At 62.1% G+C, this 24,214-nt stretch carries 25 protein-coding genes and 1 tRNA gene; 8 read left to right on the top strand and 18 right to left on the bottom strand.

Annotation, left to right across the window (positions count from 1 at the left end):
• Positions 1 to 79 precede the first annotated feature (79 nt).
• Both M1D51_RS21985 and M1D51_RS21980 read left to right on the top strand, forming a co-directional pair.
• Entirely contained in the window at positions 80 to 622 is a 543-nt protein-coding gene (locus tag M1D51_RS21985) for a peptidylprolyl isomerase (RefSeq protein ID WP_026541003.1), read from the top strand.
• 21 nt (positions 623 to 643) lie between these two features.
• Positions 644 to 1,498 (top strand): rhomboid family intramembrane serine protease, encoded by an 855-nt coding sequence (locus tag M1D51_RS21980; RefSeq protein ID WP_172321977.1) that lies wholly within the window; start codon positions 644 to 646, stop codon positions 1,496 to 1,498.
• Positions 1,499 to 1,507: 9 nt separating this feature from the next.
• Here M1D51_RS21980 and M1D51_RS21975 read toward each other — a convergent pair whose 3' ends face one another.
• The 7 genes from M1D51_RS21975 to M1D51_RS21945 form a co-directional block, all read right to left on the bottom strand.
• The gene (locus M1D51_RS21975) at positions 1,508 to 2,137 is read right to left on the bottom strand and encodes a GyrI-like domain-containing protein (RefSeq protein WP_458108038.1); all 630 of its coding nucleotides are present in this window, start codon (positions 2,135 to 2,137) and stop codon (positions 1,508 to 1,510) included.
• 809 nt (positions 2,138 to 2,946) lie between these two features.
• The gene (locus M1D51_RS21970) at positions 2,947 to 3,546 is read right to left on the bottom strand and encodes a DNA-3-methyladenine glycosylase I (protein ID WP_172321979.1); all 600 of its coding nucleotides are present in this window, start codon (positions 3,544 to 3,546) and stop codon (positions 2,947 to 2,949) included.
• A gap of 91 nt (positions 3,547 to 3,637) precedes the next feature.
• Complete coding sequence (locus M1D51_RS21965) at positions 3,638 to 4,354, bottom strand: alpha-ketoglutarate-dependent dioxygenase AlkB family protein (protein ID WP_458108037.1); 717 nt, start codon at positions 4,352 to 4,354, stop codon at positions 3,638 to 3,640.
• A complete protein-coding gene (locus M1D51_RS21960) occupies positions 4,351 to 4,980 on the bottom strand; it encodes a methylated-DNA--[protein]-cysteine S-methyltransferase (protein WP_172321981.1) in 630 nt (209 codons plus the stop codon). Before M1D51_RS21960 ends, M1D51_RS21965 begins: the two co-directional genes overlap by 4 nt.
• Entirely contained in the window at positions 4,977 to 5,525 is a 549-nt protein-coding gene (locus M1D51_RS21955) for an RNA polymerase sigma factor (protein WP_458108036.1), read from the bottom strand. Before M1D51_RS21955 ends, M1D51_RS21960 begins: the two co-directional genes overlap by 4 nt.
• Entirely contained in the window at positions 5,525 to 6,034 is a 510-nt protein-coding gene (locus M1D51_RS21950; protein WP_458108035.1) for a methylated-DNA--[protein]-cysteine S-methyltransferase, read from the bottom strand. The genes M1D51_RS21955 and M1D51_RS21950 overlap by 1 nt, the downstream gene beginning before the upstream one ends.
• A gap of 45 nt (positions 6,035 to 6,079) precedes the next feature.
• Entirely contained in the window at positions 6,080 to 6,334 is a 255-nt protein-coding gene (locus M1D51_RS21945) for a cell division protein CrgA (protein ID WP_172321984.1), read from the bottom strand.
• A gap of 157 nt (positions 6,335 to 6,491) precedes the next feature.
• Between M1D51_RS21945 and M1D51_RS21940 the strand changes: the two genes are divergently transcribed.
• Positions 6,492 to 7,319 (top strand): class E sortase, encoded by an 828-nt coding sequence (locus tag M1D51_RS21940; protein WP_458109637.1) that lies wholly within the window; start codon positions 6,492 to 6,494, stop codon positions 7,317 to 7,319.
• A 170-nt stretch (positions 7,320 to 7,489) separates the two neighbouring features.
• Positions 7,490 to 8,131, top strand: coding sequence for an aminodeoxychorismate/anthranilate synthase component II (locus M1D51_RS21935; protein WP_458108034.1), 642 nt, complete (start codon positions 7,490 to 7,492; stop codon positions 8,129 to 8,131).
• A 108-nt stretch (positions 8,132 to 8,239) separates the two neighbouring features.
• Here the strand turns inward: M1D51_RS21935 and pknB are convergent, their stop codons facing one another.
• Genes pknB through M1D51_RS21900 form a run of 7 tightly spaced genes read right to left on the bottom strand, consistent with a single transcriptional unit; the run spans position 8,240 to position 17,818 of the window.
• The gene (pknB, locus tag M1D51_RS21930; RefSeq protein WP_458108033.1) at positions 8,240 to 10,159 is read right to left on the bottom strand and encodes a Stk1 family PASTA domain-containing Ser/Thr kinase; all 1,920 of its coding nucleotides are present in this window, start codon (positions 10,157 to 10,159) and stop codon (positions 8,240 to 8,242) included.
• A gap of 10 nt (positions 10,160 to 10,169) precedes the next feature.
• On the bottom strand, positions 10,170 to 12,011 hold the full coding sequence (locus M1D51_RS21925) for a protein kinase domain-containing protein (protein ID WP_458108032.1): 1,842 nt from the start codon (positions 12,009 to 12,011) through the stop codon (positions 10,170 to 10,172).
• On the bottom strand, positions 12,008 to 13,465 hold the full coding sequence (locus M1D51_RS21920) for a penicillin-binding transpeptidase domain-containing protein (protein ID WP_458108031.1): 1,458 nt from the start codon (positions 13,463 to 13,465) through the stop codon (positions 12,008 to 12,010). The genes M1D51_RS21925 and M1D51_RS21920 overlap by 4 nt, the downstream gene beginning before the upstream one ends.
• A complete protein-coding gene (locus M1D51_RS21915) occupies positions 13,462 to 14,889 on the bottom strand; it encodes an FtsW/RodA/SpoVE family cell cycle protein (RefSeq protein ID WP_089593071.1) in 1,428 nt (475 codons plus the stop codon). Before M1D51_RS21915 ends, M1D51_RS21920 begins: the two co-directional genes overlap by 4 nt.
• Complete coding sequence (locus M1D51_RS21910) at positions 14,886 to 16,580, bottom strand: PP2C family protein-serine/threonine phosphatase (RefSeq protein WP_458108030.1); 1,695 nt, start codon at positions 16,578 to 16,580, stop codon at positions 14,886 to 14,888. Before M1D51_RS21910 ends, M1D51_RS21915 begins: the two co-directional genes overlap by 4 nt.
• 3 nt (positions 16,581 to 16,583) lie before the next feature.
• Positions 16,584 to 17,063, bottom strand: coding sequence for an FHA domain-containing protein FhaB/FipA (locus M1D51_RS21905; RefSeq protein WP_172322000.1), 480 nt, complete (start codon positions 17,061 to 17,063; stop codon positions 16,584 to 16,586).
• 5 nt (positions 17,064 to 17,068) lie between these two features.
• Positions 17,069 to 17,818 carry an FhaA domain-containing protein gene (locus tag M1D51_RS21900; RefSeq protein ID WP_172321991.1) on the bottom strand — a complete coding sequence of 250 codons (750 nt, stop codon included), beginning with the start codon at positions 17,816 to 17,818 and terminating at the stop codon, positions 17,069 to 17,071.
• A gap of 373 nt (positions 17,819 to 18,191) precedes the next feature.
• Between M1D51_RS21900 and M1D51_RS21895 the strand changes: the two genes are divergently transcribed.
• Positions 18,192 to 18,274, top strand: a tRNA-Leu gene (locus M1D51_RS21895).
• Positions 18,275 to 18,350: 76 nt separating this feature from the next.
• On the opposite strand, the gene M1D51_RS21890 is transcribed toward M1D51_RS21895, so the two are convergent.
• The 4 genes from M1D51_RS21890 to M1D51_RS21875 all read right to left on the bottom strand — a co-directional run bounded on the left by M1D51_RS21890 (position 18,351) and on the right by M1D51_RS21875 (position 22,107).
• Positions 18,351 to 19,049 carry a FadR/GntR family transcriptional regulator gene (locus tag M1D51_RS21890; RefSeq protein ID WP_458108029.1) on the bottom strand — a complete coding sequence of 233 codons (699 nt, stop codon included), beginning with the start codon at positions 19,047 to 19,049 and terminating at the stop codon, positions 18,351 to 18,353.
• A gap of 10 nt (positions 19,050 to 19,059) precedes the next feature.
• Complete coding sequence (locus tag M1D51_RS21885) at positions 19,060 to 20,187, bottom strand: L-talarate/galactarate dehydratase (RefSeq protein ID WP_458108028.1); 1,128 nt, start codon at positions 20,185 to 20,187, stop codon at positions 19,060 to 19,062.
• A gap of 79 nt (positions 20,188 to 20,266) precedes the next feature.
• The gene (locus tag M1D51_RS21880; protein ID WP_458109636.1) at positions 20,267 to 20,821 is read right to left on the bottom strand and encodes a response regulator transcription factor; all 555 of its coding nucleotides are present in this window, start codon (positions 20,819 to 20,821) and stop codon (positions 20,267 to 20,269) included.
• A gap of 68 nt (positions 20,822 to 20,889) precedes the next feature.
• A complete protein-coding gene (locus tag M1D51_RS21875) occupies positions 20,890 to 22,107 on the bottom strand; it encodes a sensor histidine kinase (protein WP_458108027.1) in 1,218 nt (405 codons plus the stop codon).
• 142 nt (positions 22,108 to 22,249) lie between these two features.
• Here M1D51_RS21875 and M1D51_RS21870 point away from each other — a divergent pair, with 142 nt between their 5' ends.
• From M1D51_RS21870 to M1D51_RS21860, 3 genes are all read left to right on the top strand, one after another.
• Entirely contained in the window at positions 22,250 to 22,723 is a 474-nt protein-coding gene (locus M1D51_RS21870) for a hypothetical protein (RefSeq protein WP_172321995.1), read from the top strand.
• 91 nt (positions 22,724 to 22,814) lie between these two features.
• Positions 22,815 to 23,384: an RNA polymerase sigma factor gene (locus tag M1D51_RS21865; protein WP_172321996.1), complete on the top strand. Its 570-nt coding sequence runs from the start codon at positions 22,815 to 22,817 to the stop codon at positions 23,382 to 23,384.
• Positions 23,381 to 24,205: a hypothetical protein gene (locus tag M1D51_RS21860; protein ID WP_458108026.1), complete on the top strand. Its 825-nt coding sequence runs from the start codon at positions 23,381 to 23,383 to the stop codon at positions 24,203 to 24,205. Before M1D51_RS21865 ends, M1D51_RS21860 begins: the two co-directional genes overlap by 4 nt.
• Positions 24,206 to 24,214 lie beyond the last annotated feature (9 nt).

Genomic DNA, 24,214 nt, shown 5'->3' with positions numbered 1-24,214 from the left:
GATTCGTCCCGGATTTCACCGAGCGCGGAACCGGCTTTACAACTGCACCGGCGTTGACCCTGCATGGAAGAATGGGGCCATGACCATCGCAACCGCAAAAGCAACGATCCACACGACCCTCGGCGACATCAAGGTTGACCTCTTCGGTAACCATGCGCCCAAGACGGTCGCCAACTTCATTGGCTTGGCCACGGGCGAAAAGTCCTGGAACCACCCCGAGACAGGCGAGGACAAGACCGGTACGCCGCTTTACGACGGCACCATCTTCCACCGCATCATCAAGGACTTCATGATCCAGGGCGGCGATCCCCTGGGCCGCGGCGTTGGCGGACCGGGCTACCAGTTCGACGACGAAATCCACCCGGAACTGACCTTCAACGCTCCGTACAAGCTGGCCATGGCCAACGCCGGTATCCAGATGGGCAAGGGCACCAACGGGTCACAGTTCTTCATCACCACCGTGAACACCGACTGGCTCTTCGGCAAGCACAGCATCTTCGGTGAAGTCACGGATGAGGAATCCCGCAAGGTTGTGGATTCCATCGAGGCCGTCCGTACCGGCATGGGCGACCGCCCGGTCGAGGACGTCGTCATCAACAGCATCGACATCGAACAGCTCTAGTCCCACTCTGAACCTGAGCTCATGAGTTACGGAATCCCGTCGGCAGAGCCGTCCGCTGATATTCCGGTGTGCCCGAGGCACCCGGACAGGCCCTCCTATGTGCGGTGCCAGCGCTGCGGGCGCCCTGCATGCCCCGAGTGCCAGCGGGCGGCCGCCGTCGGGTTCCAATGCGTTGACTGCGTCAACGAACAAAAACGTACGACGCCGGTCTACCGGTCTCCGTATGGCGGCGCCTTGGCTGTGGGCAAGCCCCTGGTGACGTACGTGATCATTGGGCTGTGCCTGTTGATCTTTGTCCTTCAGTGGATTGTGCCCGGCGAGGCGGTGTTCCAGAACTTCGCGTTCGCCAACGTTTTTGCAGATACCGAGCCTTGGCGCATGCTGACGGCCGCTTTCCTGCATTCCCAGGGTTTCCTGCTCCATATTGTGCTGAACATGTACACGCTGTGGATCTTCGGACAAGCCCTTGAGCCCTTGCTCGGGCGGATCCGGTTCCTTGCTGTGTACCTGCTATCGGCAATCGGCGGCTCGGTGGGCTTCCTGTTGTTGACCCCTGACCGGCCCCTGGTGGGTGTGGTGGGTGCATCCGGCGCCATCTTCGGCCTCTTCGGCGCCATGCTGGTGGTCCAGCGACACCGAGGCGGCGAAACCAAACAACTCTGGGTCCTGATCGCCATCAATGGTGCCATCGGCTTCTTTGTTCCAAGCATCGCCTGGCAGGCACACTTGGGCGGTTTGATCACCGGCGGCCTCGCTGCTGCCGTGATTGCTTATGCCCCTCGCGGCAAGAACCAGGCTTTGCTGCAAGCAGGGGGCCTCGCTTTGGTAGCCGGATTGTTAGCCGTGGCGACCTGGTTCCGAGTCACTTCCGGCTGAGCCGAAACCCTACCTTTCCTGACTTCCAGCCGGCCCGACCGGTTGCCGCAGGATGGTCTTGAGCTTTTCCGGCGCGGTCCGGCGAGGATCGCTGAGATAGATCTCGTGATGCTTGCCTGTCATAACCATCGACTGCGCGGGAATGAAGCCGTTGTGCATCTCCTCAAGCACGGATGCCTCGTCATCGTAGGACCCTATGTGTAGTGTTTGCACGCTCAAGCCCTCCTCAAGCGGCTCCAGGCGAAGAGCATCCAACGCCGGGGCCTCCCCCTTCTTCGCTACCACCTCGCACGCCGCATCAAAGTGCCCGGGCCCGATCCAGTCCGGGACCATGGTCATCAGCGTCCAATCCCACTGTGACTTGTCCCTGGCGCTGGTGAAGGACTCCATGTCCTCCGCCCACCAGAGGGCCTCCAACGGCATCACTGCATAATCCTGACCCAGCTGGTCCTTGCTGAAGAACTTGAGCTTGTAGGCAACCGGATACAGCGTTGCCAGAGCATCCTTGTAGGCCTGTGCGCTGTTGGGGTCTCCGTGGCCGTCAATCATGAGGAATTGCAGCGTGGGAACGTTGACCACCGCGAACTCGCCGTGCTTGGCGTTATAGGTGGGAACCAGCTTTTTAAAGTCGCTCTTCATGTGATCACCGTACGCCCAGGTGGGCTGAACCTTCCGGGCCCGACAGTCCGGGGCCATCAGCGGTGGTTATCCACATCTGTTATCCACACTGTGTGTAACTTACAAGTGTGTAGTTAGCCCTTCTTCCCCTCACGCGCACCGTTAAACGAGCAGATATCCCCCGAAAGGCATGCTTTTCTCCACACCTGTGGATAACTTTGTCCCCTTCGGGTGCTGTTTTGTGGACAAAAGCGGTCTCGAACGGCCAGCTGGGGATAACCCTGTTAATGACTCACCACAGCTCTGGCTATCAACAGGCTTATCAACATTGTTAATAACTTACACACGTGTAGTTCAGCGTCCGGACCGCGCTTGGATGACCGGCATTGCAGGGATGTGTTCAGGGAAACCCACAAGTTTTCCCCACCTGTGGATAACTTGTGGGTAGGGCGATGTTATTAAGTGGGTAACTTCAATGTTCCGTGGTTTCCCCAGGCGCTGGCCTGATCACTGCTGTCGCGACGGAATCATGTCCGATGACCTATTGGGTTTTTCTGATGAGCCCTTGACGTGGCTCCAGGCAAAACCGGCAATCCCGAGTCGTTGAACTTTGGGTGAAGACTGGAGCACTATCCACAGTTCGGTCCACAGTGGGTATAACCGACCACGCACATCGATACGCCAAAATCCGGTGCGGGTCCAACGATCATCGCGATATTTGCATGGATGTCCACAGAGTTTATCCACGCCTGTGGATAAAGTTGCGCACTTCTGTGGACAAGGGTTGGGGATTTCCGGCCGCCCGCTCTACGCCGTGCCGGGGCCGGGTCTCAGGCCCAAACTCCGGACGAACCGCGGCGATGACTGTCCAGAAGGTGGGTGTCGATGATGCCGACTGCTTCCATGAGGGCGTACATCGTGGTGGGTCCAACGAAAGCGAAGCCCTTCTTCCGCAGTGCCTTGGAGAGCGCGATCGACTCAGGGGACGTTGTGGGGATGTCAGCAAAGGTGCGTGGAGCCGGGGTTGCTTCCGGCTGAAAAGACCAGACGAAGTCAACCAGGCCACCTTCTTCGCGCAGGGCAATGGTGGCCTTGGCATTGGTGATGGCCGCGCGGATCTTGAGTCGGTTCCGGACGATGCCGGCATCCAGCATGAGCCGTTCGACGTCCTCTTCCGTGAAGGCGGCAACACTCTCCGGATGGAAGTCCAGGAAGGCTGCCCGGAATGCCTCCCGTTTCCTCAGGATGGTGGCCCAGGACAGACCTGCTTGGAACGCCTCGAGGCTGATGCGTTCATACATGCCCTGCTCATCGCGGACAGGCATTCCCCACTCGTGATCGTAGTAAGCCTGCATGAGAGGGTCTGAAGCTGCCCACACAGGGCGGGCGAGGCCGTCTTCACCAATGATGGTTCCGTTGTCCGGGCTCATGCATGCTCCTCCGCGGCCAGGGTTGGTGGACCCAGGCCAGTTGTTGTGGCTTCCGGGGATATTCTGCCGTGCGGCTCTGACATTCAGGGTCCTAGGACAACCCAGTGACCCTCATGGTGATGTTGATTCTGCCGTGCGGGAGGCCACAATCCGTCGGAGCCGTTCCAGGAAGGACTTTGGGAATGCCGTGATAGGCAAACCTGGAGGGCCCACCGAAGACGAACAGGTCTCCGGAGCGGAGCTCCACGTCCGTATACGGCTTGGTCCGGGTCTCGGTGTTGCCGAACCGGAAAAGGCAGGACTCCCCGATGCTGAGGGACACTACCGGGGCCGTGGAGCGTTCGTCCTTATCCTGATGCATACCCATCGCCGCGCCGTCGTCGTAGAAGTTCACCAGCGCGGCGTCGGGCGTGTAGTCCTCGGCGGGATCCGCCAAAGTCCCGTCAACGACGCCTACGGAGCTGTACGCGTCGGCAACAGCCTTCCGCCCCAAACGAACCATCCAGTCGGGGAAGTCGAGTACAGGACGGCCGTTGACGTCGGTGGCTTCCCGCGTGTACTTGTACGGCTGCCAATGCCAGCCAAGGCACACGGTACGCACTGACATCCGGCGCCCGCCCGGAAGGGTTGCCGCCCGCAAAGGAACCGGGCCCTGGGTCCATTCGCCGAAGCGTCCCACAATCCACCGCTGCTGTTCGGAAGTGAGCCAGCCCGGAACATGGACCGCACCTGGCGCAATCAGCCGGGGTTCGGCGTCGTGCGCTTCCGGTTGCACCAACTCCAACGGGAACAGGGCGTCCTCGCTCACGCCGCTGCCTCCAAGGTCAGCAGCGCGAGTTTGGCCTCCGGCCCCCCGAGGTAACCGCCAAAGCTGCCATCCGACTTCACAACTCGATGACACGGGAGGATGACGGGAAGCGGATTGGTGGCGCAGGCTGTTCCGACAGCCCTGACAGCATGGGGGCTGCCCGCGGCCAAAGCAACTTCCGCGTAGCTTTCCGTGCGGCCGTAGGCGATGCGAGGCAGGTGCTGCAGAACGCTCAGCCTGAACCCGCGTGTGAGGCGGAAGTCCACTATGAGATCGAACTCCGTCCGCGTGCCGCCAAAATACTCCTCGAGTTGCCGCGCAGCATCATCCAACCGTGCCGGTGCCTCGAGGATGCGGGGGCTGATGGTCTGGGACAGGCGCTGCAGGACCTCGGCATGGTTCTCCACCTCAAAGGCCACCCGGACTATTCCGCGGTCAGTGGCAGCCAACAGGAGCTTGCCCACAGGCGAGTCCACCACTCTGTAGGCAACGTCCAAGGTGTGGGTCAGCTGGGCATCGCGGGCAAGCCGGGCACGAAGGCTCGCAAGCGCGGGTTCCAGGCCGGCGTCCAGGGGCTCCAGGAGCGACAGTACGTCCACATGGTCGGGGCTTGATTCAAGGGTCATCGGATTTCTCCCTTCGGAAGTGAATGTGCCAGTTCGGGCCCATCAACCAACGCCGACGAACCAGCCAGTGCGCTGCGGAGGGCCTTGACGCCGTCCGCCCCGGCGCGTCGTGCAGCCTCGGGAGTGCCTCCCAGCAATACGGCTATGTCCTTATAGGGAAGTCCAGCCAGATAGTGGTACGCCACGGCTTGCCGTTGCTTCGGTGGAAGGTGGGTCACTGCGTCCAGCAACTCGGTGTGGTCCTCACCCGGAAGGCCAAGGTTGGAAGCATGCTCTGGCGGGGAATCCATCGGCAGGGCCCGGCGACTCCCGGCACGCAGGTGGTCGATGCATTTCCGGTGTGCGATGGTGACCAACCACGCCTGTACGTTGGCCTCCTGTGGAAGGTCCGGATACGCCTGGAGGGCCGCGAGGAAGGTATCGGACCAGGCATCGTCAGCATCGTGCACGCCCAGGACTGCCCGGCACACCCGCAGCACAGAGGCGCCCTGTTCATCCACCACCAACTCGAAAGGCTTTTTGCTGACCGCCTGCCGCTTACCCATCAGAAGAGCTTTCCCTCTTTCACACTCACCGGTTCTTCCAGTTCAAGAAGGAAGCGCTTGTTCCGCAGCCCGCCCGCGTACCCCGTCAGTTGACCCTTCCGCCCCACCACGCGGTGGCACGGAATGATGATGCTGATGGGATTGCGACCGACCGCGGAGCCCACGGCCTGCGCCAAGTGGGGATCGCCCAATTCAGAGGCCAACTCGCCGTAACTGACGGTTTCTCCGAAAGGGATATTTTGAAGCCGGGTCCAGACTTTCTCCTGGAACGGGTTCCCGCGTGCCTCGTGCGGGACATCGAAAGCAGTGCGGTGGCCACCAAGATACTCATCAAGTTCGCGCCGGGTGTTGGCGAACACGGGATCATCAAGCCCCGCGGGGGTCCCGAAGTAGTCGGGTGGAGGCATATGCCAGTGGCCCTCGTAGAAGATACCCGTCAAAAATTCCCCGCGGGCAGTCAGCGTCAACTGCCCCAACGGGGAATCCATGATGGTGTGCCGGATGCTCATATCTTGTAGACGTCCACGGCCACGGAGATGTGAGGTGCGGGTTTCCTACGAGCGCCAGCGCGTGGTCATCAGGAAGCCCACAATGGCAATGCCGAAGCCGGCAACAATGTTCCAGGAAGCCCAGTCGCGGACCGGGAACTGCCCCTCGGTGATGTAAAAGGTGATGATCCAGATGAGTCCGAGGATCATCAGTCCAAACATGACTGCTTTGTACCAAACAGGGTTCGGCTTGTACTGCTGCGCTGCGGAAGCCTGCTGGTCCTGACGGGCAGGCCGCTTGCGGGGCTTGGACTCGGGCACGGATCCTCCTTGGCTGTACGTGGTACCCGTTCCAGCCAGCCTTGATATCCTGCAGGAAGGAAAAATTCCAGCGGTTAACGGCCACGCGGCGTTCCGGGTTGGTTCTAGCTGTCAAGTCTAGCCGCAACTCGGGGTCCGCCCGCCGCGCCCGCGCCCGATCCGAGGAGACGCTGTGGCGCATCAGCAGACGACGACGGCTTCCGTCGTGCCGTCCGGGCGCCGGGGGCAGGAACAAGTTCCCCGCAGGCGTCTCCGTGCCTCGGACGTCATCCGAAAAATCAGCCAGGTGCTGGGTGAACTCCTCATCACCGGCGGTGTTGTGCTGTTGCTCTTTGTGGGCTGGCAATTGTGGTGGACCAACGTTGAGGCGGACGCCAAACAGACCGAAGCCATACAAAACTTCGCCGGGCAACTCACCAGTCCAGTGATACCGGCAGAGTCCGTGGACCCAACGACGTTCGGGGATCCGGTAGTGGGGACAGCCCCTGCCAACGGGGAAACGATCGGGATCATGTACATCCCCCGCTTCGGCGCTGACTACACGCGTCCCATTATTGAGGGCACCGGCGCCGACGTCCTGGACACGCTGGGCCTGGGGCACTACGGAAGCACCAGCATGCCGGGTGCCGTGGGCAATTTTGCGGTGGCGGGCCACCGGCAAACGCACGGAGCCGTTCTCGACAGCATCCACACGCTGGTCCCCGGGGACAAGATCTACGTCCAGACTGCCGACGGGTTCTACACCTACGTCTTCCGCAACAACCAGATCGTGCTCCCCAACCGCACTGATGTGCTGTTGCCTGTGCCAACCCAGCAAGGCGTTGCGCCGGAGGAAAGAATCCTGACAATGACCAGTTGCAACCCGCGCTTCGGGTCACAGGAACGCATCATCGCCTACTCCGTCATGGAGGGGTGGCAACCGGCCTCGGCAGGACCGCCGTCGGACATTGCCGCCCAAGTAGCCAAGGCGCAAGGAAAGGGGTAACGGATGTACGCGTGGATATTCCGCAACCTGCCAGGACCCGTCTGGGTGCGGATCCTGACCTGTTTGGTACTGGTGGCAGCGGCCCTGGTACTGATGGTCCAGTTCCTTTTTCCCTGGTTCTCCCAATTCACCACTTTGACTGACTCAACGATTGGTTTAGTGCAGCAGCCATGAGCACAACAAAAATTCTTGTAGTAGATAACTACGACAGCTTCGTTTACACCTTGGTGGGGTACCTCCAGGAGCTCGGCGCGGAGACCACCGTGGTCCGCAACGACGACGTGACACTCGCCGAGGCCATTGAGCTCGCAGCAACGCGCGACGGCGTCCTCATCTCGCCGGGTCCGGGCACCCCTGCTGAAGCCGGCGTCTGCATCGAGCTCATCAAGTGGTGCGGCGATAACAACAAGCCGATGTTCGGCGTCTGCCTTGGCCACCAGGCACTGGCAGAAGCCTACGGCGGGGTGGTGACCCACGCGCCTGAACTCATGCACGGCAAGACGTCCCCTGTTCAACATGAAGGCAAGAGTGTTTTCGCCGGACTCCCCTCGCCCGTCACGGCAACGCGGTACCACTCACTCGCTGCGGTTCGCGACTCAATCCCGGACATCCTGGAGATCACCGCCGAAACCACCAACGGCGTAGTGATGGGCCTTCAGCACAAGACCGCACCTCTCTGCGGAGTCCAGTTCCACCCGGAATCGGTCCTCACGGAAGGCGGCTACCAGATGCTCGGCAACTGGTTGGAGTCCTTGGGCATGACCGGAGCGGCCGAACGCGCCTCCAAGCTGAGCCCGCTGATCAAGCAATAGGTGGCGGGGCTGCGGCGGTCGGCAGTGACCGCCGCCCTCCGCGTGCCAGCTCGTTCCTCGCCTTGATGCACGCTTCCGGGCGCCGGCCCGCTGCCTTCGGTGATCCAGCTACTTCTTGGTGGCCGTCGGTTTGGGGGTCGGCTTGTCCGTCTCCGTGGGGGTTGGAGTGGGGGTCGGCGTCGGGGTGACGGGGGCTTTGGCGACTGTCAGTGTGACGGTCTTGCCCTGATCCACCTCGGTGTTAAAGGTCTCGCTCTGTGCCGTGACGGTGCCTGCAGCGACCTCGGAGTTCTCCTGCTCCACCACCACCATGGGCAGCCCATTGGTCTTGAGGGAAGCTTCAGCTTCGGCCAGCGGCAGTCCAATCAGCTGGGGCATGAGGACCTTGCCGGAGGAGACCTGAAGTTCCACCTTGGTGCTGATGGCGATCGCCCCGCCGGGAGCCGGCCCGGTGTTGATGACCAGCCCGATGGGAACGGTAGCGCTGTGGGTCCGGACCGTGACGATGTCGCCGGTGATGCCCAGCCTGCGCAGGGCGTCACGAGCGTCCGCCTCAGTACGGCCCACGATGTCGGCAGGAATGGTCACGGAGTTTGGACCGCTGGAGATCTTCAAGACAACTTCGGCGTCTTGATCCAGCATGGAACCGGCGGTGGGAGAGGTACCGATGGTCATATCCTTGGCCACAGTATCGCTGGCCTCGCGCACGGTCTTGGGCACCAGCTTGGCTGAATACAGTTCCTGGATGGCCTGGGATTCGGACATATTGGCCACCACGGGGACAGCGATCTTGGCCGGGGGCGGTGGCTGCGTGTTCATGAGGTTGTAGAGCCAGAACCCGCCTCCCGCCAATACAAGGAGCGTGAAGATCACCAGGGTGGCGATCCAGGTACGACGCCGCTTGTTCTGTACGGCGGTCCGCTCACGTTCCGGTGGGAGGCCCAACGGAAGCGGCTCTTCCGGCTGCTGGTCCACCAGCTCGTTCTTGTACTCCGCGTCCTTGAACTGATCAGCAGCAAGGAAACCCACTGCCGTTGAACTGAGGAGCTGGGTAGCAGGCTCCTCTTGATCCACGAGGTCGTTGGGATCCGTTGGCGCCTCACTGGCCGGCAGGGCCGGAACTGGAATGCCGTTGCTTGCCGCGCGCAGTGCCCGGCGGAACGAGGCAGCGTCCTGGAAACGGTCTGTCCGGCTCTTCTGCAGGGCCTTTGCCAGGACCGAGTCGAGGGCCTCTGAAACATCAGGGTTGTGGGCGCTGGGCATGTCCGGGATTTCACGGACATGCTGATAGGCCACGGAGACCGGGCTGTCGCCCACAAAAGGCGGCCGGCTGGTCAGCAGTTCGTAAAGAAGGCAACCCGCGGAGTAGAGATCGCTGCGGGCGTCCACTGTTTCGCCGCGGGCCTGCTCGGGTGAAAGATATTGCGCTGTGCCTACAACGGCTTGTGTCTGGGTCATGGTGGCAGCGGAATCTGCCATGGCACGTGCAATGCCAAAGTCCATGACTTTGACGTCTCCGGTGTCGGCGCAGACCATGACGTTGGCCGGTTTGATGTCCCTGTGGACAATGCCCGCACGGTGGCTGTACTCCAGGGCCGCAAGGACGCCGAGGGTAAAGCCGATGGAATTCTCCACCCCCAGCTCATTGGCCTTGATCATGTCCCGCAGGGTCCGCCCGGCCACGTACTCCATGACGATGTACGGGACACGGACGTCCTCGCCGGGACCACCTGGGACCGAGTATTCGCCGGTATCAAAGATGGCCACGATGGACGGGTGGTTCAACGCCGCCACAGCCTGGGCCTCGCGTTTGAAGCGGGCCTGGAACTGGGGATCGCGGGCAAGGTCCGCACGCAGGACCTTGACCGCGATGGTCCGTCCCAGCAAAGTATCCGTTCCGCGGTATACGTCCGCCATCCCGCCACGACCGATCAGATCACCGAGTTCGTAGCGGTCATTGAGGATGCGCTGAGAAGACACAGGTGTGCTCTCCTCTCGATGCGCGGGACCTTGGCGTGGCGTAGACATGGGAACTCAGTTAGCTGCTCGGGCTGCCCGTGCCGCTGGGGCTGGAGCTCGGGGAACCGGGGTTGGTGGGCGCGGCGGCCCTGGACAGGAAGTACGTGACGGTGGAACCCGCGGGAACCTCGGCTCCAGCTGCGGGCGAAGACCTCACGAACGTGCCGGGCTGTTGACCCACGGATCCGTTGACGGGGTCTCCAGCTACCCATCGCAGTCCGGCGCCTTCAATGGCCGCACGCACTTGAGACTCGCTGGCGCCCACACTGATGGTGGGGACAGCCACAGCCTCCGGGCCCTTGGAGTACTGAACCGTGATGGTTTGTCCGGGATCAACAGCTCCGGTGGGGTTGAGATCCACCACAGTCCCCGGAGCGGCCGGGTTGAAGACCTCCACACCGTTAACGCCGAGGCCAAGATCGCGGAGTTGAGCGCTGACGGTCTGGAACGGCTGACCCAGGTATTGCTCGGGGATCACGTTGACCTTCTGCGGCGTAGACTGCGTCGGCGTGGGAGACGGTGACTCCGACGTCGGCGTTGGTGTTGGCGTAGCCGAGGTGGATGTCGGGCTCGCCGTCCGGCTGGGACTGGCAGAGGTGGACTGGCTCGGGCTGGGGCTCGGAGAGAAGAACCCGGACTGGGAAATCAGGAAACCTACCAGTGCAAAGAGCACCAACAGGATTAAGGCAACCAAGGGCCAGGTCCAGGGGCTGCGCTTCTTGCGTTCGGGATCGCGATCGTCGAAGTTCTCGTCGTCGGTGTAGGCGACTTCCTCGTCGTCGTTCAGCTGGCGCTCGGCCTCCAAGGCATTGGCGCGCGACAGCGGATTATCGGACGAGGCGGCAGCCGCTCCCACAGCAGCTCCGGCTGCACCTGCACCCAGCACCGGAAGTGCGGAGGTCGCCGTCGAGGACTGCTCTTTTCCGTAAGGCGAGGTGACGACGCCGGTGGGGGCCGTTGCGGTGTCGACCGGCGCAGTGATGGGTCCGGTAGTGGACTCGAACAGCAGCATGCCGGGGACGGCGGCGTGGGCGGTGGCGATATCGCCGTTGCGGATGGCGTCGGCGGCTTCGGCCAGCTTAATGGCATTGGCAGGACGGTTCTTGGGGTCCTTGGCCAGCATGGACATCAACAGGGCGCGCACGGGCGTGGGAAGGGTCTCCGGCAGGGGCGGCGGAGCATCGTTGACCTGTGCCAGGGCGATGGCGATCTGCGACTCCCCGGAGAACGGACGGTGCCCGGTGAGGCACTCGTAGCCGATCACACCGAGCGAGTAGATATCCGAGGAACCCGTGGCAGTTTGGCCGGTGGCCTGCTCAGGAGCCAGATACTGGGCGGTACCCATGACCTGGCCGGTCTGTGTCAGCGGGACCTGGTCTGCCAGGCGGGCGATACCGAAGTCGGTGACCTTGACCCTGTTGTCCGGAGTGATCAGCAGGTTGCCCGGCTTGATGTCACGGTGGACCAGGCCCTGGGCGTGAGCCACGGCAAGGGCGCGCGCGGTCTGGGCGATGATGGACAGCGTCATGTCCGGAGACAGCACCTGCTCGCGCTCAAGGATTCCACTCAGGGGATGACCCGGAACGAGCTCCATGACCAAATAGGCCGAGCCGGCTTCTTCGCCGTAATCGAAGACGTTGGCGATGCCCACGTGGTTGAGGAGGGCGGTGTGCCGCGCCTCGGCACGGAAACGCTGGAGGAAGCCGGGGTCGCCCGTGTATTCCTCTTTGAGCACCTTGATGGCAACGATCCGGCCGAGGATCTGGTCCTTGGCCTTCCAGACCTCGCCCATGCCGCCAATCGCAATGCGACTGGTCAGTTGGAACCTGCCGCCGAGTGTGATTCCCGAAGTAGGCCTCACTTATTCAACACCGCCTCAAAAATCTTCTTTGCGTTCGGACTGGTTAGCTGGGCACCGCTGAGCACATCCACACTCTCCATGACAATGGTGACGGCTACTTGCGGGTCGTTTGCCGGGGCGAACCCGGTAAACCATGAATTGTTCAAACCTGAATCACCGAGTTCGGCCGTACCGGTTTTTCCGGCCACCTTGATACCGGGAACGGCAGCTCCCCTGGCAATGCCGTTGTCCACCGCACTTGTCATCCACTCGCTGATCTGGGCCGCTATGGGCTGCGTGGTGCTGGTACGGAGGGCCTCGGGCCTGAGTTCGCTGATGACCCGGAGGTCAGGGGCGCGGACCGTCTTGATCAGGTTCGGCTTCATCTGCACACCGCCATTGGCGATCGCGGCTGTCATCATGTTGATCTGCAGCGGAGTTGCCTTGACGTCGCGCTGGCCCACGGAAGACTGGGCGAGCTGCGCCTGGTCCAGGTCCTCGGGGAAAATACTGGGGGCTTGCTGGAGCTTGAGCTGATCACCGAAGGTCTCGCCGAAGCCAAACTTCTGTGCCTGTTCGCGGATGGCATCCTGGCCGAGGTCCAGCGCAATGCTGGCAAACGGCGTATTGCAGGACTGCTCCAAAGCAAAGGCGAACGACGCCGTCTCCCGGACGTTGCAGTTACCGCCGGCGTAGTTGGGCAGGCTGGCACTGGAACCAGGCAACGGCAGGGCGCTGGGATTAGGGAGCTCGCTGTCCTTGTTGTACTTGCCCGAGTTCAAGGCAGCAGCAGTATCGATGAGCTTGAAGACCGAACCCGGGGAAAGAAGGTTGCCCGTGGGGCCGCTGACGTTCTGGTTCAGGTTGATACCAGGAACCTGGTTCAGCTCGGCATAGCTTGCTTCAGCTGCAGCCGTGTCATGGGTCGCGATCAAGTTGGGGTCGTAGGACGGTTTGGACACCATGGCCAGAACGGCGCCGGTCCTGGGGTTGGTGACCACGATGGATCCACGCTGGCCATCCGGGATGAGATCGAAAGCCAACTTTTGGATTTCGGGATCCAAGGTCAGTTCAACCGAGGCACCCTTAGGCTCGTTGCCCAGGAACATCTGGCTGATCCGGTCCAGGAAAAGCTGGTCGGAGTTGCCGGCAAGGGTATCGCCCATGGACTGCTCAAGGCCGGTTGAACCAAAGCCCTTGGAGAAGTAACCGGTGACACCGGCGTAGAGCTCGGGCTGGTTGTACTTGCGCTGGAATGCGCAGGACTCTGTTCCGGCAACAGACTCAACCACGGGCTTACCGCCGACGATGATTGCGCCGCGGTCGTTGCAGAACGAAGCCAGGATGGCGCGCTGGTTCCAGGGATTGGCGTTGAGGTCGTCGGCGCCAATGACCTGGACATAGCTGATGGCGCCGAAGATCAAGGCAAACATGGCGACGGCGGCCATCCAGGAACTGCGAATTGCCTGGTTCATTGGTGCTTCACCGCCTCTGTTGGTGCGCTGGGTGTCTGTCCTGTGGTGGGTTTACGTGCGGGCGCGCTGCTGCTGGCCGGAGGTTTGCCAACCATGGGAGTGGTATCCACCGGGCCGCGGGCCGTGTTGGAAATCATGAGCAGCAATCCGACGATGATCCAGTTGGCCAGGAGCGAGGAACCACCGGCTGCCAGGAAAGGCGTGGTCAGCCCGGTCAACGGAATGAGCCGGGTGACACCGCCAATGACCACGAAGCACTGCAGGGCGATCGCGAAGGACAGGCCGCAGGCCAGGAGCTTCCCGAAGGCATCGCGGGTGCCAAGTGCAGCGCGGAAGCCCCGGGTAAAGAGCAGCAGGTAGAGCATGACGACGGCGAAGAGGCCGATCAGGCCGAGTTCCTCGCCGATGAGGGCCACGATCATGTCGCTATTGGCGAACGGAACCAGGTCCGGGCGGCCTTGGCCCAGGCCCGTTCCAACCAGCCCGCCATCAGCCATGCCGAACAAGCCCTGCACGATCTGTCCGCTGCCACCGGGCGACCTGCCGAAGACCTCCGGGGTGAAGGCATTGATCCAGCTGTCGATGCGGAAGGCCACGTGGGAGAAGATCTGCGAGGCGATGAAGCCGCCGCCGAGGATCAGCAACAGTCCTATGACAACCCAGGAGATACGGCTGGTGGCCACGTAAATCATCACGATGAACAGGCCGAAGAAGAGGATGGAGGAACCGAGGTCGCGTTGGAAGACCAGGACGCCGATGCTGACCAGCCACGCGGTGATCATGGGACCGAGGTCCTTGAAACGCGGGAACTGCATGGGGCCGATCTTGCGGCCGGCCAAAAGAATGAGATCCCGGTTGGAGGAAAGATACCCGGCGAAGAATATGGCCAGGGTGATTTTTGCGATTTCACCCGGCTGGAAGGTCATGGGACCCACGCGAATCCAGACGCGGGCACCGAGGATTTCGCCCGCGGAAATGCCCGGAATCAGGGGAAGGATCAGCAGGAACGCACTGGCTGCCAAGGAGATGTACGTGAAACGGCGCAAAATCCGGTGATCCTTGAGGAACCAGATCACGGCGATTGATACGGCCATGGCAATCAGTGTCCAGCGGAGCTGATTGTTTCCCGTGTCATCTCCGGGGCCGTCCATGCGGTGGATCAGGGCAAGGCCCAAGCCGTTCAAGGCCACGACGATAGGAAGTATTACCGGATCTGCATACTTGGCCCGGAGCCTGAGAACCATATGGAAGGCGAATGCCGCGACAGCCAGCAAGCTCGACTGGAACCAGAAGTCCCGGTCCAAGCCGACATCGGAGTTGATGCTTACCAAGGCACTCGCACCCACGCCCACGGCAAGAGCCAGGACAATTAGGACAAGCTCAACATTCCGGCGGGGTTTGGGAGCAGTTTCAGTCTGGATCATTTGGCCGCCTCACAGGGAGTCGGGACGGGCGAAGGCGTGGCAACAGCCGCTGTGCTCGGTACCGGCACAGTGCTGGTGGGCGACGGTGTGGCTGTTGTTGTCGCCGGAGCAGTGGTGGGGCAGTTTGCCGACGCGCTGCCGGTGTTCTTGAGGTTCTCCACAATGGCCTGTGCATCGTCCAAGTCACCCGCAGGAACCGTCTGGCGTACGCTTTGCTGGCCGTATTCCGGCAATGAATCCACCCTGATATCGGTTACGGCCTCGAGCCGGGAGAGCTGAATGGGGCCAAGGCGCTGCGAAATTCCATTGAATATTGCGACGCGCTGGTCGAATTCGCCCACGTAGTAGCGGGTCTGGGTCCAGGCGTAGCCAAGCCAGAGGCCCACCACGACGCCCACCACTACAACTGCCGCAACAGCCGGCATGAGCCATCGCACGCGCCGCCTGGGGGGTTCTTCAACGTCCAGGCGATCCTGCTCGGCCTTGTGGGTGAGGACCGTGGCAGCCCTTCGGGCAACTGTCCGGCCTGCGACAGTGGGAATGGAGCCCGTCTCGGCAGCTGTTGCCGCGGCGCCCACCAGCTCGTGGGGGCGGCTGGCCAGTTCTTCGCGCAGGACCTCTGCGGAGAGGTGCTCACCCAAGTGGGGATCCGTGGTGGTGGGAGGTTCTTTGGACTCTTCCGAGGACGTGGAGGCCTCATCGGAATCGTCGCCTGGGGCGGTGGGATCGCCGGCACTGAAGGACGATCCGGCATCTGCGTCCCTGGCCGCTTTCGCCTTGGAGTCTGAGGTCGCATCCTCAGCGGACTTGGTTGCGGTTGGACCCTCCGGCGACTTGGAAGCGGTCACCGTCCCGGGTTCGTCTACGGCGGCAAGCGCCGCGGCCGGAACGACGTCGACGGCGGCCGTGTTGACGTCGTCGTCGGTCTCTTCCACGATCTCCAACATCACCACGGTGACGTTGTCCGGAGCACCGGCTTCCAGGGTGAGGTCAACCAGGATCTCGGCGCATTCACGGAGGTCTTTGGTCTCGCGGACCATCCGCTCCACGACGTGCCCGGCCACATAGTTCAGGCCATCGGAGCAGAGCAGCCAGCGTTCGCCGGGCTCGACGTCGAGGACGTCCAAATCCAGTTCAGGGCTGGCATCGACGTCACCAAGCACGCGCATGAGAACGTTCTTGTGGGGATGCGTTTCGGCTTCCTCGGGGCGGAGCCGTCCCTCATCGATGAGGCGCTGCACGAAGGTGTGGTCAATGCTGACCTGCTCAAACTTCTTGTTCCGCAGCCGGTAGGCCCTCGAGTCGCCGATGTGCGCGAAGTGGAGCTTGCGGTCTTCCAAGAGAAGGGCTGTCACGGTGGTTCCCATGCCGGAAAGCTTGGGATTCTGGTGAACAAGCTCGGAAAGCAGCGAGTTGGCCGTCTGGATCTCGTCTGCCAGGACAGTCTCGGCACCGTCGGGGTAGTCGTCGTGGTCCAAATGGATCATGTCCAGGACCGTTGAAGCGGACGCCACATCACCGCCGGCGTGGCCACCCATGCCATCGGCAACCACCGCCAGATGACGACCCACGTATGCGGAGTCGTCATTCTTGGAGCGGATCCGTCCGACATCGGAACGGGCTGCGTAGCGCATGATGAGCGGGCGCTCCGCAGGCGTTTCCTTGCCTTCGGGGGTCTCGGGGGAGGCCATGGACTACGGCCTCAATTCAATGACCGTCTTGCCGATTCTCACGGGGACGCCAAGCTCCACCGGCAAAGCGCGGGTGAGCTGTTGATCGGCCAGGTAGGTGCCGTTGGTGGAACCGAGGTCCTCAATAAACCAACGGCTGCCCTGTGGGAACAGGCGCGCGTGCCGGCCCGAAGCGTAGTCGTCTTCCAGGACCAAGGTGGCTTCCTGCGCGCGGCCCAACAGGATGGGGCTGGCAGCCAAGGGAACAGTAGTGCCCTTGAGCGGGCCCTCCGTTACCACCAGATTGCGGGCATGCTGAATGGCTGGCGGCGGGGACGCGGCCAGTTCCGGGTGCTTGCGGACCTCACGTGCCGTAGGAACTCCGGTCACAGCTTTGCGGCCGATCTGGAAGTCGCGGCGCATGGTGGACACGATGCTGAAGATCAAGACCCACAGCAGCAGGAGGAACCCGAAGCGAAGCGCTGTGATGGTCAGTTCGCTGATGTCGTTCACGCGTTGCCACCCGGGGCTTGGGGGAGAAGGCGGAAAATGATCTTGGTACGTCCCATCGTGATGGTTGAGCCGTCTGTAAGTTCCACGCTGCCGTTTACCTTGTGGCCATTGACGTAGCTGCCATTGGTGGAGCCAAGGTCCACGGCCCACGTGCTGCCGTTCTGTGTGCGGATCTCAAGATGCTTTCGGGAGACTCCGGTGTCATCCACCAGGATGTCGGCTTCCGAGGAGCGGCCCAGCACCACGGACCGGGCATTGAGCGAGTACCGCTGGCCGCCGATGTCCAGGACAGGCTGAAGGCGGGTGGGCTGCCGTGCCGGGGCTGCCGGAACGTGGGCCCGCGGGGCCGGGGGAGCCGAAACGGCGTCGTCCGAGGGCTTCTCAGTCCGGGAGGTGATTTCAAAGTGCCCGGCGCGTTCCTCGTCATTGCGTCGGAACGAAATCCTGACCGCGCCCTGGAGCGTGTAGCCCTGGCTGCGGACGTGCTGAATGACGACGTCGCACAATTCCTCTGCCAAGGGCGTTCCCCATTCCTGGGCCCTGGCGAAATCCTCGTCACTGAGCAGGACATCAAAAACATTGGGAGCGAGCGTGCGGCCGGCGGCGATGGTGATGGACTTGTTGTCCAACTCGCGCCTCAGCTTGCTCGCAATCTCCACCGGCTCAACACGTGCCCGCGACCCTGTGGAGAAGACGTTGCGAACGGCTTTTTCAATGCCGCGCTCGACTTTGTCCAGCAAACCCATGTCCTTCTCCTTTCCTTGCCGCGGCACCCGCTGTGCCTGATCCGATAGTCCGTCCACGCACACAGCAAAGTACGCGCCTGACGGCCCTTCCACTTCCCGATACTACTGGGACTGACTGGGAATGGCCTTAATCCACAACGCCTTGCGACCCGGAAAAGTTCGCTCCCGGCCCTTGCTGGCGCGGGAGTCGGGCCATGAAATTTCCGTGGGATTCAGCTGTTGATAAGGGATCTTTTGGGGGCTTGGACGCGTCCCGGTGGGGGTACGGTCCTCCCGATTGGTGTTTTGCCGGGAATGTCCGTTATGCTTGATCTCGCTGCTTTTGAAGGAAACGAAGCTGGGAAACCCGCAGAACTCCGTAAAAAGAAGTTGCGCGCGAGTGGCGGAACGGCAGACGCGCTGGCTTCAGGTGCCAGTATCCGAAAGGGTGTGGGGGTTCAAATCCCCCCTCGCGCACGCAATTGAAAGAGCCCCGGTCTTAGGATCGGGGCTCTTTTGTTTGCCCTGCTGGGCGAGGCCGCCGAACAAACCGTCAGCTGCGCGCGGAACCCGTGAACCGGCGTCGTGAGTTGCTCAGGTGCAGGCGCATCGCGGCCGCGGCAGCCACTTGGTCGCCCTCCGCAATTGCTGCGTATATAGAGGAGTGTTCGTGGACCACTTGGGCGAAGCGTTCGGGGGAGTCCTGGTCTTCGCTGGCCACGAGGCGGGGGCGGGGCATGGTGATCATGGTCTGGCCCAAGGCAGAGATGCAGTCCGTATAGAAGGGATTGCCCGTGGCCGCTGCAACGGCCCGGTGGAACTCGAAGTCCGCCTTCATGGAGTGCCCCGGGTGGCCTGAGCTCGCGGTGAACTGTTCCAAGGCGCCATGAACAGCCTTAAGCTGGTGTTCGGTGTGGTTTTTCGCCGCCAACGCCGCGGCTTCAGTTTCGACGCCGATCCGGAAGTCGAGCATCTGCAGCCGCTCTTCCATGCTGCCAACCGCCCGCGTTCCCGGGGCAGGAGTGGGTCCTTCAGCGGGCGGGGTCAGTGCGAAGCTGCCCCGCCCGCGTTCGGTTTCAACAAGGCCTTCGGCCTGCAAACGTGTCAGGGCGGAACGGACGACGGTCCGGCTCACCCCGAACTCGCTGATGAGGGTGTTTTCGCTGGGGAGCTTTTCACCGGGCTGGATGACGCCGTCGACGATGCGGTTGCGGAGGTCGGCGGCGAGATCCGCGGTCAGGTTTCGGCTCATGGGTTCCAGATTACGCGCCGAACTCCACTGACTCGGTGGTCCACGCACGGGCCTGTTCGCTGAGCGTGACGCCCAATCCGGGGCGGTCCGGGACGATCATCCGGCCGTTCTTGGTCTCCAGGCGCTCCTCGAACAAGGGGTCCAGCCAGTCGAAGTGCTCCACCCACGGCTCGCGCGGGTAGGCGGCGGCCAAATGGAGGTGGATCTCCATGGCGAAGTGCGGGGCCAGGCCAAGTCCGCGTTCATCTGCCAGGGCGGCGAGGCGCAGGAACTGGGTTATGCCGCCCACGCGCGGGGCGTCGGGCTGGATGATGTCGCAGCTGTTGGCGTTGATGAGTCCCTTGTGTTCGGCAACGGATGCGAGCATCTCGCCGGTGGCGATGGGGGTGTCCAGGACCTGGGCGAGGTGCGCGTGGCCCTCGAAATCGTAGGCATCCAGCGGTTCTTCGATCCAGATGAGGTTGAATTCCTCCAGCTGACGGCCCATGCGCAGGGCCGTGGCGCGGTCCCACTGCTGGTTGGCGTCCACCATCAGCGGGACGTCCCAGCCGATGTGCTCGCGGACTCCGGCCACGCGGCGCAGGTCTTCCTTGGAATCCGGCAGGCCAACCTTGATCTTGATGCCGCCGATGCCCTCGTCAATGGACCGGGTGGCGCGTTCCTTGACCTCGTCCAGCGTTGCGTTGAGGAAGCCGCCGGAGGTGTTGTAGGTCTGGACGGAGTCGCGGTAGGAGCCCAGCAGCTTGGCCAGGGGGAGTCCGGCGCGCTTTGCTTTCAGGTCATAGAGAGCGATGTCGATGGCGGCCAGCGCCTGCGTTGCCACACCCGAGCGGCCCACCGAGGCCCCGGCCCAGAGAAGCTTGGTGTAGATCTTGCCGATGTCGTTGGGGTCCTCGCCGATGATCCCTTCGGCGACTTCCTTGGCGTGGGCGTACTGGGCGGGCCCGCCTGCGCGCTTGGAGTAGCTAAAGCCGATGCCGCTGTGACCCTGCTCCGTGGTGATCTCGGCGAACAGGAACACTACTTCGGTCATGGGCTTTTGCCTGCCCGTGAAGACCTTGGCATCGCTGATGGGCACGGTGAGGGGCAAACGTGCCGTGGATAGCTTGACGTGGCGGATGAGATCTACGGTGCTCATGGTTCTCCTAATGGGTGCGGCATCCTTGCCTGCCACTTAGGATACAAGTAATAAACTTGTACTACAAGAGCCGGGGCCCTCAGATCCAGCCCTGTTGCCAGGCTTTCTCAGCTGCTTCGTGCCGCGATACGGCCCCGAGCTTCATCATGGCCGAGGACAGGTAATTGCGGACGGTGCCCGGCGCAAGGCGCAACTGCTCGGCAACCTGCGTCACGCTGGACGTTGATCGGCTGTACCTCAGTGCATCCAGTTCGCGGTCGGTCAGGGGGCAGCGTTCAGCGGCCAAGGCAGTCGCGGCGATTTCAGGATCGATGTAGCGTTTGCCCCCCGCCACGTCACGGATCACGTGGGCCAAGTCTTCGGCGGGGGTGGATTTCGGGACAAATCCTGAAACTTTCGATGCCAATGCCCTGCGGAGGACTCCAGGGCGGGCATGGCGCGTGACGATGATGACGCGCGTCTTGACAGTGGAGAGGATGCGGGCTGCCGCTTCGGCGCCATCCATGCGGGGCATTTCCAGGTCCAGCAGGCAGATATCCGGATGGACTTCCAGTGCCAACTCGGCCGCAGTCACACCATTATCAGCGCTGGCCACTACCTCGATGTCCGGTTCCAGGCCCAACAGGGCTTCCATGGCCCCGCGGATCAGGTGTTCGTCGTCCGCGATCAACAATCGGATGGGCCGGGGGCTTGCGGGATCGGTCACGGAGCAATTCCTTTGGAAGGGATGGATGCCAGCAGCTCGAATCGCTCGGCATCCATGGTTGTTTGGAGTTGGCCACCCAGTGCTGAAAGCCGTTCGCGCAGTCCTGCAAGGCCGTTTCCGAGCGTTTGGACGACCGGCGTCCCGTTGGTGACACCGTTGTTCTTGATGGTGAGGCTGCAACTGTTAGCTGACGCTGACAGCGTGATGGAAGCGTTGGTTGCGTTACTGTGCCTGAGTATGTTGGTGGTGGCCTCCCGGACCGCCATGGCCAGTGCTTTGTGAACGTCCGGGTTCCCCGGTATTGGGTCAATCGTGAGTTCGCAATGTGCTCCAGCGGCAGAAAGCACCTCGCGGGCGTTCTCGAGTTCGTTTTCGAGAACCGTTCCGCGGTATCCCGAGACCAAGGAACGCGTTTCCTCGAGTGCCTGCTTTGCCGTCAGCCGTACCTCATGGATGTGGCCGCGGGCAGCCGCTGCATCCATGGTGAGCAGCCGTTCGGCAAGCTCGGACTTGAGCGCGATGACCTGAAGGTGGTGGCCCTGTATATCGTGCAGGTCTGAGGCAAAGCGCAAACGCTCCTGGGCCACCGCCAGTTCCCCGGCCATGAGCCGGTGCCTGTCCAGTTCCACCACGATGCGCCACCACCACAGGCTGCTGATCAAAACCACGGGCATCAAAGCCGCATAGCTGAAGAGCATGCGGAGGCCGGAGTCTTCCGGGAAGGCATAGCTCCGGTGATGCAGCAGCTGGTACGCGACCGGATGCAGGGCTGTGAGCGCCAGCCCGGCAGCCAGGGTGGCCAGGCGCTGCCGGGTAGGAAGCAAGCAAGCAATCAAGCAGGCAGCCAGCCACAGCGGCACGCTCCACATCAAGGCATTGGTGGTTGCAGAAAGACCCAGTATCCAAACCACAGCCGAGGTGCCTATCAGTGCCAGGTTCCAAGCAACATGCGGAAGACCTCCGCCGAGCCCTGCTCGCAGGAACCAGCAGTAACGAATTTGGGCGGCCATCGCGCAAGCCAGGCTGATGAGGAGTATTCCCGTGACGGACTCCAACGGCGGTGTGGCAGGCTCCAATGCAAGTGCGAACAGCATGAAATCGAGAACCAGGAGGATGAACACCATGCAACCGAGGGTGTATGTCCAGGTTGTCCGCACACTGCGACCAGGGAGGGCAGTGGGCTGTAAAACATCAGGGTTGGCGGCTACGGGCATGACGATCAGTGTAGGCCCATGACATTTGTCATGGGTTTGCCGGCGAATCAGCACATAAATCAGTGACACCAGCGCACTACGCGGGCCCTCAGCATCCCTGAAGGATGTGATTGTCAACGTCATTTACCTGAAATGAGCAATCATGATCGAGTCCCTGCAAGGTTTCACGTCCTCACTGCCCCCTATGCTGCAATGGCTCGGGGTGATGTTGATAGCGGGCATCCCGTTTGTGGATTCGTACTTCGGCGCAGTAGTAGGCGTGCTGTCCGGATTGCCGCCAGTGGTGGCCATTGCGGCAGCGGTTGTGGGAAATGTACTCTCGCTGCTCATTTTCGTCTTTGCCGCGCACAGCGTACGGGCCAAAGTGGCTGCGGGCAGGCCGTCCAAGGAGATCACGCCCCGGCGGGCAAAACTGCGGGCCACGTTCGATAAGTTCGGAGTAGCCGGTGTCAGCCTGATCGGGCCAACCATCCTGCCCAGTCAGATTACTTCCGTTGCGATGATCTCCTTCGGGGCCTCCAGGAACGCCGTTATCCTGTGGCAGATCATCTCCATCCTCATCTGGGGGACAGCTTTCGGCGTCCTGGCCACGCTCGGCATTTCGTTGGTCCGCTAGGAGGCGGGGTTTGATGTGCGTGTCTTTCGAATTCCCGGATTTCTCCGTGTGGCTGCAACACACTTAGCTACGTGGCGGACAAGTACAGGGTATGAGCTACCTTTCGAGAGCCCCGGATCGGGAAGAGGCCTTTCGGGCGCTGTACGAATCCGCGTACGCCGACCTGCTGAAGTTTGTGCAGCGTCGCACGGATTCAGCGGACGCCGAGGACATAGTCGCTGAGGCATTCCTTATAATCTGGCGGCGGTTTTCGGAAGCCCCGAAACAACAGGATGACGCCCGGGCCTGGCTCTTTGGCATCACACGGAATCTCATCCTGAATACTCGCCGCGGAGAGCAGCGACGGCAGGCCTTGGGTGTCCGCTTGGCAGAGGCAACAGCCATGTCCCACAGCGATTCCCACGCTGAACTGGTCAGCAGCCGTGTCGATTTGGGCCGAGCCTGGGCGCTTCTTTCCGAAGTCCACCAAGAGGCCCTTGGGCTTGCGATTTTCGAGAACCTGGCCGCACCACAGGCAGCGCATGTAATAGGTATCTCGCCTGTCGCATTTCGGCTCCGCCTCACCCGCGCAAGGCGGGCCCTACGGCTTCTTCTTGACCACGTCCCCCAGAACGAGTCGCCGGCGCCAGCGACATTTCCCGAAAAGGCCACGACACCATGAAAAACACCCGAAACATCGACACACTTCTGCGGTCCATGGATGCTGCCGGGCAGGGAGCAGCTCCGGATCCGCGCCGTTCGCAGAACGATCTGGAACAGATCCTCAGCTCCCGCCCCACCTCTGTGAGCAGCGACCCCGGAGTCGCTGAATACAAGACGACGACGTCGCGCCCAAGCCGCCGTCGTCGTCGAACCATAGCTTTGGGTGCCATTGCCTTTGCAGCGACGGCCGGGTTCTTGGTTGTGCCGGCACTCTCAGGTGGAGACCCTGCCTTCGCAACGTGGACCGCCGCTCCGGGTGGGCTGGTGGGGGCAGAGCGCGAGAATGCGGTCTCGGATTGCGTGCGTTCGAGTAAAGGTGTTGGTGATGGAATGTATGCCAATGACTTGGCCGCGGCGGAAGTTGCCATCGTGGAAAGGCGCGGCGCCTGGACCACGGTTGTCCTTAGCGGCGCTGACGGTTTCGAAGCCAGCTGCACCACGGACTCCACAGCCCCGTGGTTCAAGAAGGGATCCTTCGGCTCAGTGGGTAAGCCCGGTGATGGACGCAAACCCGTTGCCCGTGAAATCAAGACCACGCAACTGGGGACCGGCGTCATCGCAGACAATCCACTCTCCATGGCTTCCGGCCAGGTTGGCCCGGACGTTGTTTCTATGACTTACACCAGCAAGGCCGGAGAGGGGATTACGGCCACGGTGTCCAAAGGCCAGTTCGCGTTTTGGCTTCCGGGTGAGGAGCTACCGAATTCGTCTGGGGAAGGCGTGCCGGTCGAAGTGACCTACACCGACAACACAACCGAAATCCGCTACCTCGGCCTCTGACGGGCAACT

This window comes from Arthrobacter sp. R3-55, from assembly GCF_054161505.1.
The sequence above is the reverse complement of the archived record's forward strand: the minus strand, read 5'-3'. Positions and strand labels throughout refer to the sequence as shown.

What these genes read in the sequence shown, in the direction of transcription:
- M1D51_RS21985 (WP_026541003.1), top strand. Translation starts at nt 80, where the DNA reads ATGACCATCGCAACCGCAAAAGCAACGATCCACACGACCCTCGGCGAC.
- M1D51_RS21980 (WP_172321977.1), top strand. Translation starts at nt 644, where the DNA reads ATGAGTTACGGAATCCCGTCGGCAGAGCCGTCCGCTGATATTCCGGTG.
- M1D51_RS21975 (WP_458108038.1), bottom strand. Translation starts at nt 2,137, where the DNA reads ATGAAGAGCGACTTTAAAAAGCTGGTTCCCACCTATAACGCCAAGCAC.
- M1D51_RS21970 (WP_172321979.1), bottom strand. Translation starts at nt 3,546, where the DNA reads ATGAGCCCGGACAACGGAACCATCATTGGTGAAGACGGCCTCGCCCGC.
- M1D51_RS21960 (WP_172321981.1), bottom strand. Translation starts at nt 4,980, where the DNA reads ATGACCCTTGAATCAAGCCCCGACCATGTGGACGTACTGTCGCTCCTG.
- M1D51_RS21955 (WP_458108036.1), bottom strand. Translation starts at nt 5,525, where the DNA reads ATGGGTAAGCGGCAGGCGGTCAGCAAAAAGCCTTTCGAGTTGGTGGTG.
- M1D51_RS21950 (WP_458108035.1), bottom strand. Translation starts at nt 6,034, where the DNA reads ATGAGCATCCGGCACACCATCATGGATTCCCCGTTGGGGCAGTTGACG.
- M1D51_RS21935 (WP_458108034.1), top strand. Translation starts at nt 7,490, where the DNA reads ATGAGCACAACAAAAATTCTTGTAGTAGATAACTACGACAGCTTCGTT.
- pknB (WP_458108033.1), bottom strand. Translation starts at nt 10,159, where the DNA reads ATGTCTACGCCACGCCAAGGTCCCGCGCATCGAGAGGAGAGCACACCT.
- M1D51_RS21920 (WP_458108031.1), bottom strand. Translation starts at nt 13,465, where the DNA reads ATGAACCAGGCAATTCGCAGTTCCTGGATGGCCGCCGTCGCCATGTTT.
- M1D51_RS21915 (WP_089593071.1), bottom strand. Translation starts at nt 14,889, where the DNA reads ATGATCCAGACTGAAACTGCTCCCAAACCCCGCCGGAATGTTGAGCTT.
- M1D51_RS21910 (WP_458108030.1), bottom strand. Translation starts at nt 16,580, where the DNA reads ATGGCCTCCCCCGAGACCCCCGAAGGCAAGGAAACGCCTGCGGAGCGC.
- M1D51_RS21900 (WP_172321991.1), bottom strand. Translation starts at nt 17,818, where the DNA reads ATGGGTTTGCTGGACAAAGTCGAGCGCGGCATTGAAAAAGCCGTTCGC.
- M1D51_RS21890 (WP_458108029.1), bottom strand. Translation starts at nt 19,049, where the DNA reads ATGAGCCGAAACCTGACCGCGGATCTCGCCGCCGACCTCCGCAACCGC.
- M1D51_RS21885 (WP_458108028.1), bottom strand. Translation starts at nt 20,187, where the DNA reads ATGAGCACCGTAGATCTCATCCGCCACGTCAAGCTATCCACGGCACGT.
- M1D51_RS21880 (WP_458109636.1), bottom strand. Translation starts at nt 20,821, where the DNA reads ATGGAAGCCCTGTTGGGCCTGGAACCGGACATCGAGGTAGTGGCCAGC.
- M1D51_RS21875 (WP_458108027.1), bottom strand. Translation starts at nt 22,107, where the DNA reads ATGCCCGTAGCCGCCAACCCTGATGTTTTACAGCCCACTGCCCTCCCT.
- M1D51_RS21870 (WP_172321995.1), top strand. Translation starts at nt 22,250, where the DNA reads ATGATCGAGTCCCTGCAAGGTTTCACGTCCTCACTGCCCCCTATGCTG.
- M1D51_RS21865 (WP_172321996.1), top strand. Translation starts at nt 22,815, where the DNA reads ATGAGCTACCTTTCGAGAGCCCCGGATCGGGAAGAGGCCTTTCGGGCG.
- M1D51_RS21860 (WP_458108026.1), top strand. Translation starts at nt 23,381, where the DNA reads ATGAAAAACACCCGAAACATCGACACACTTCTGCGGTCCATGGATGCT.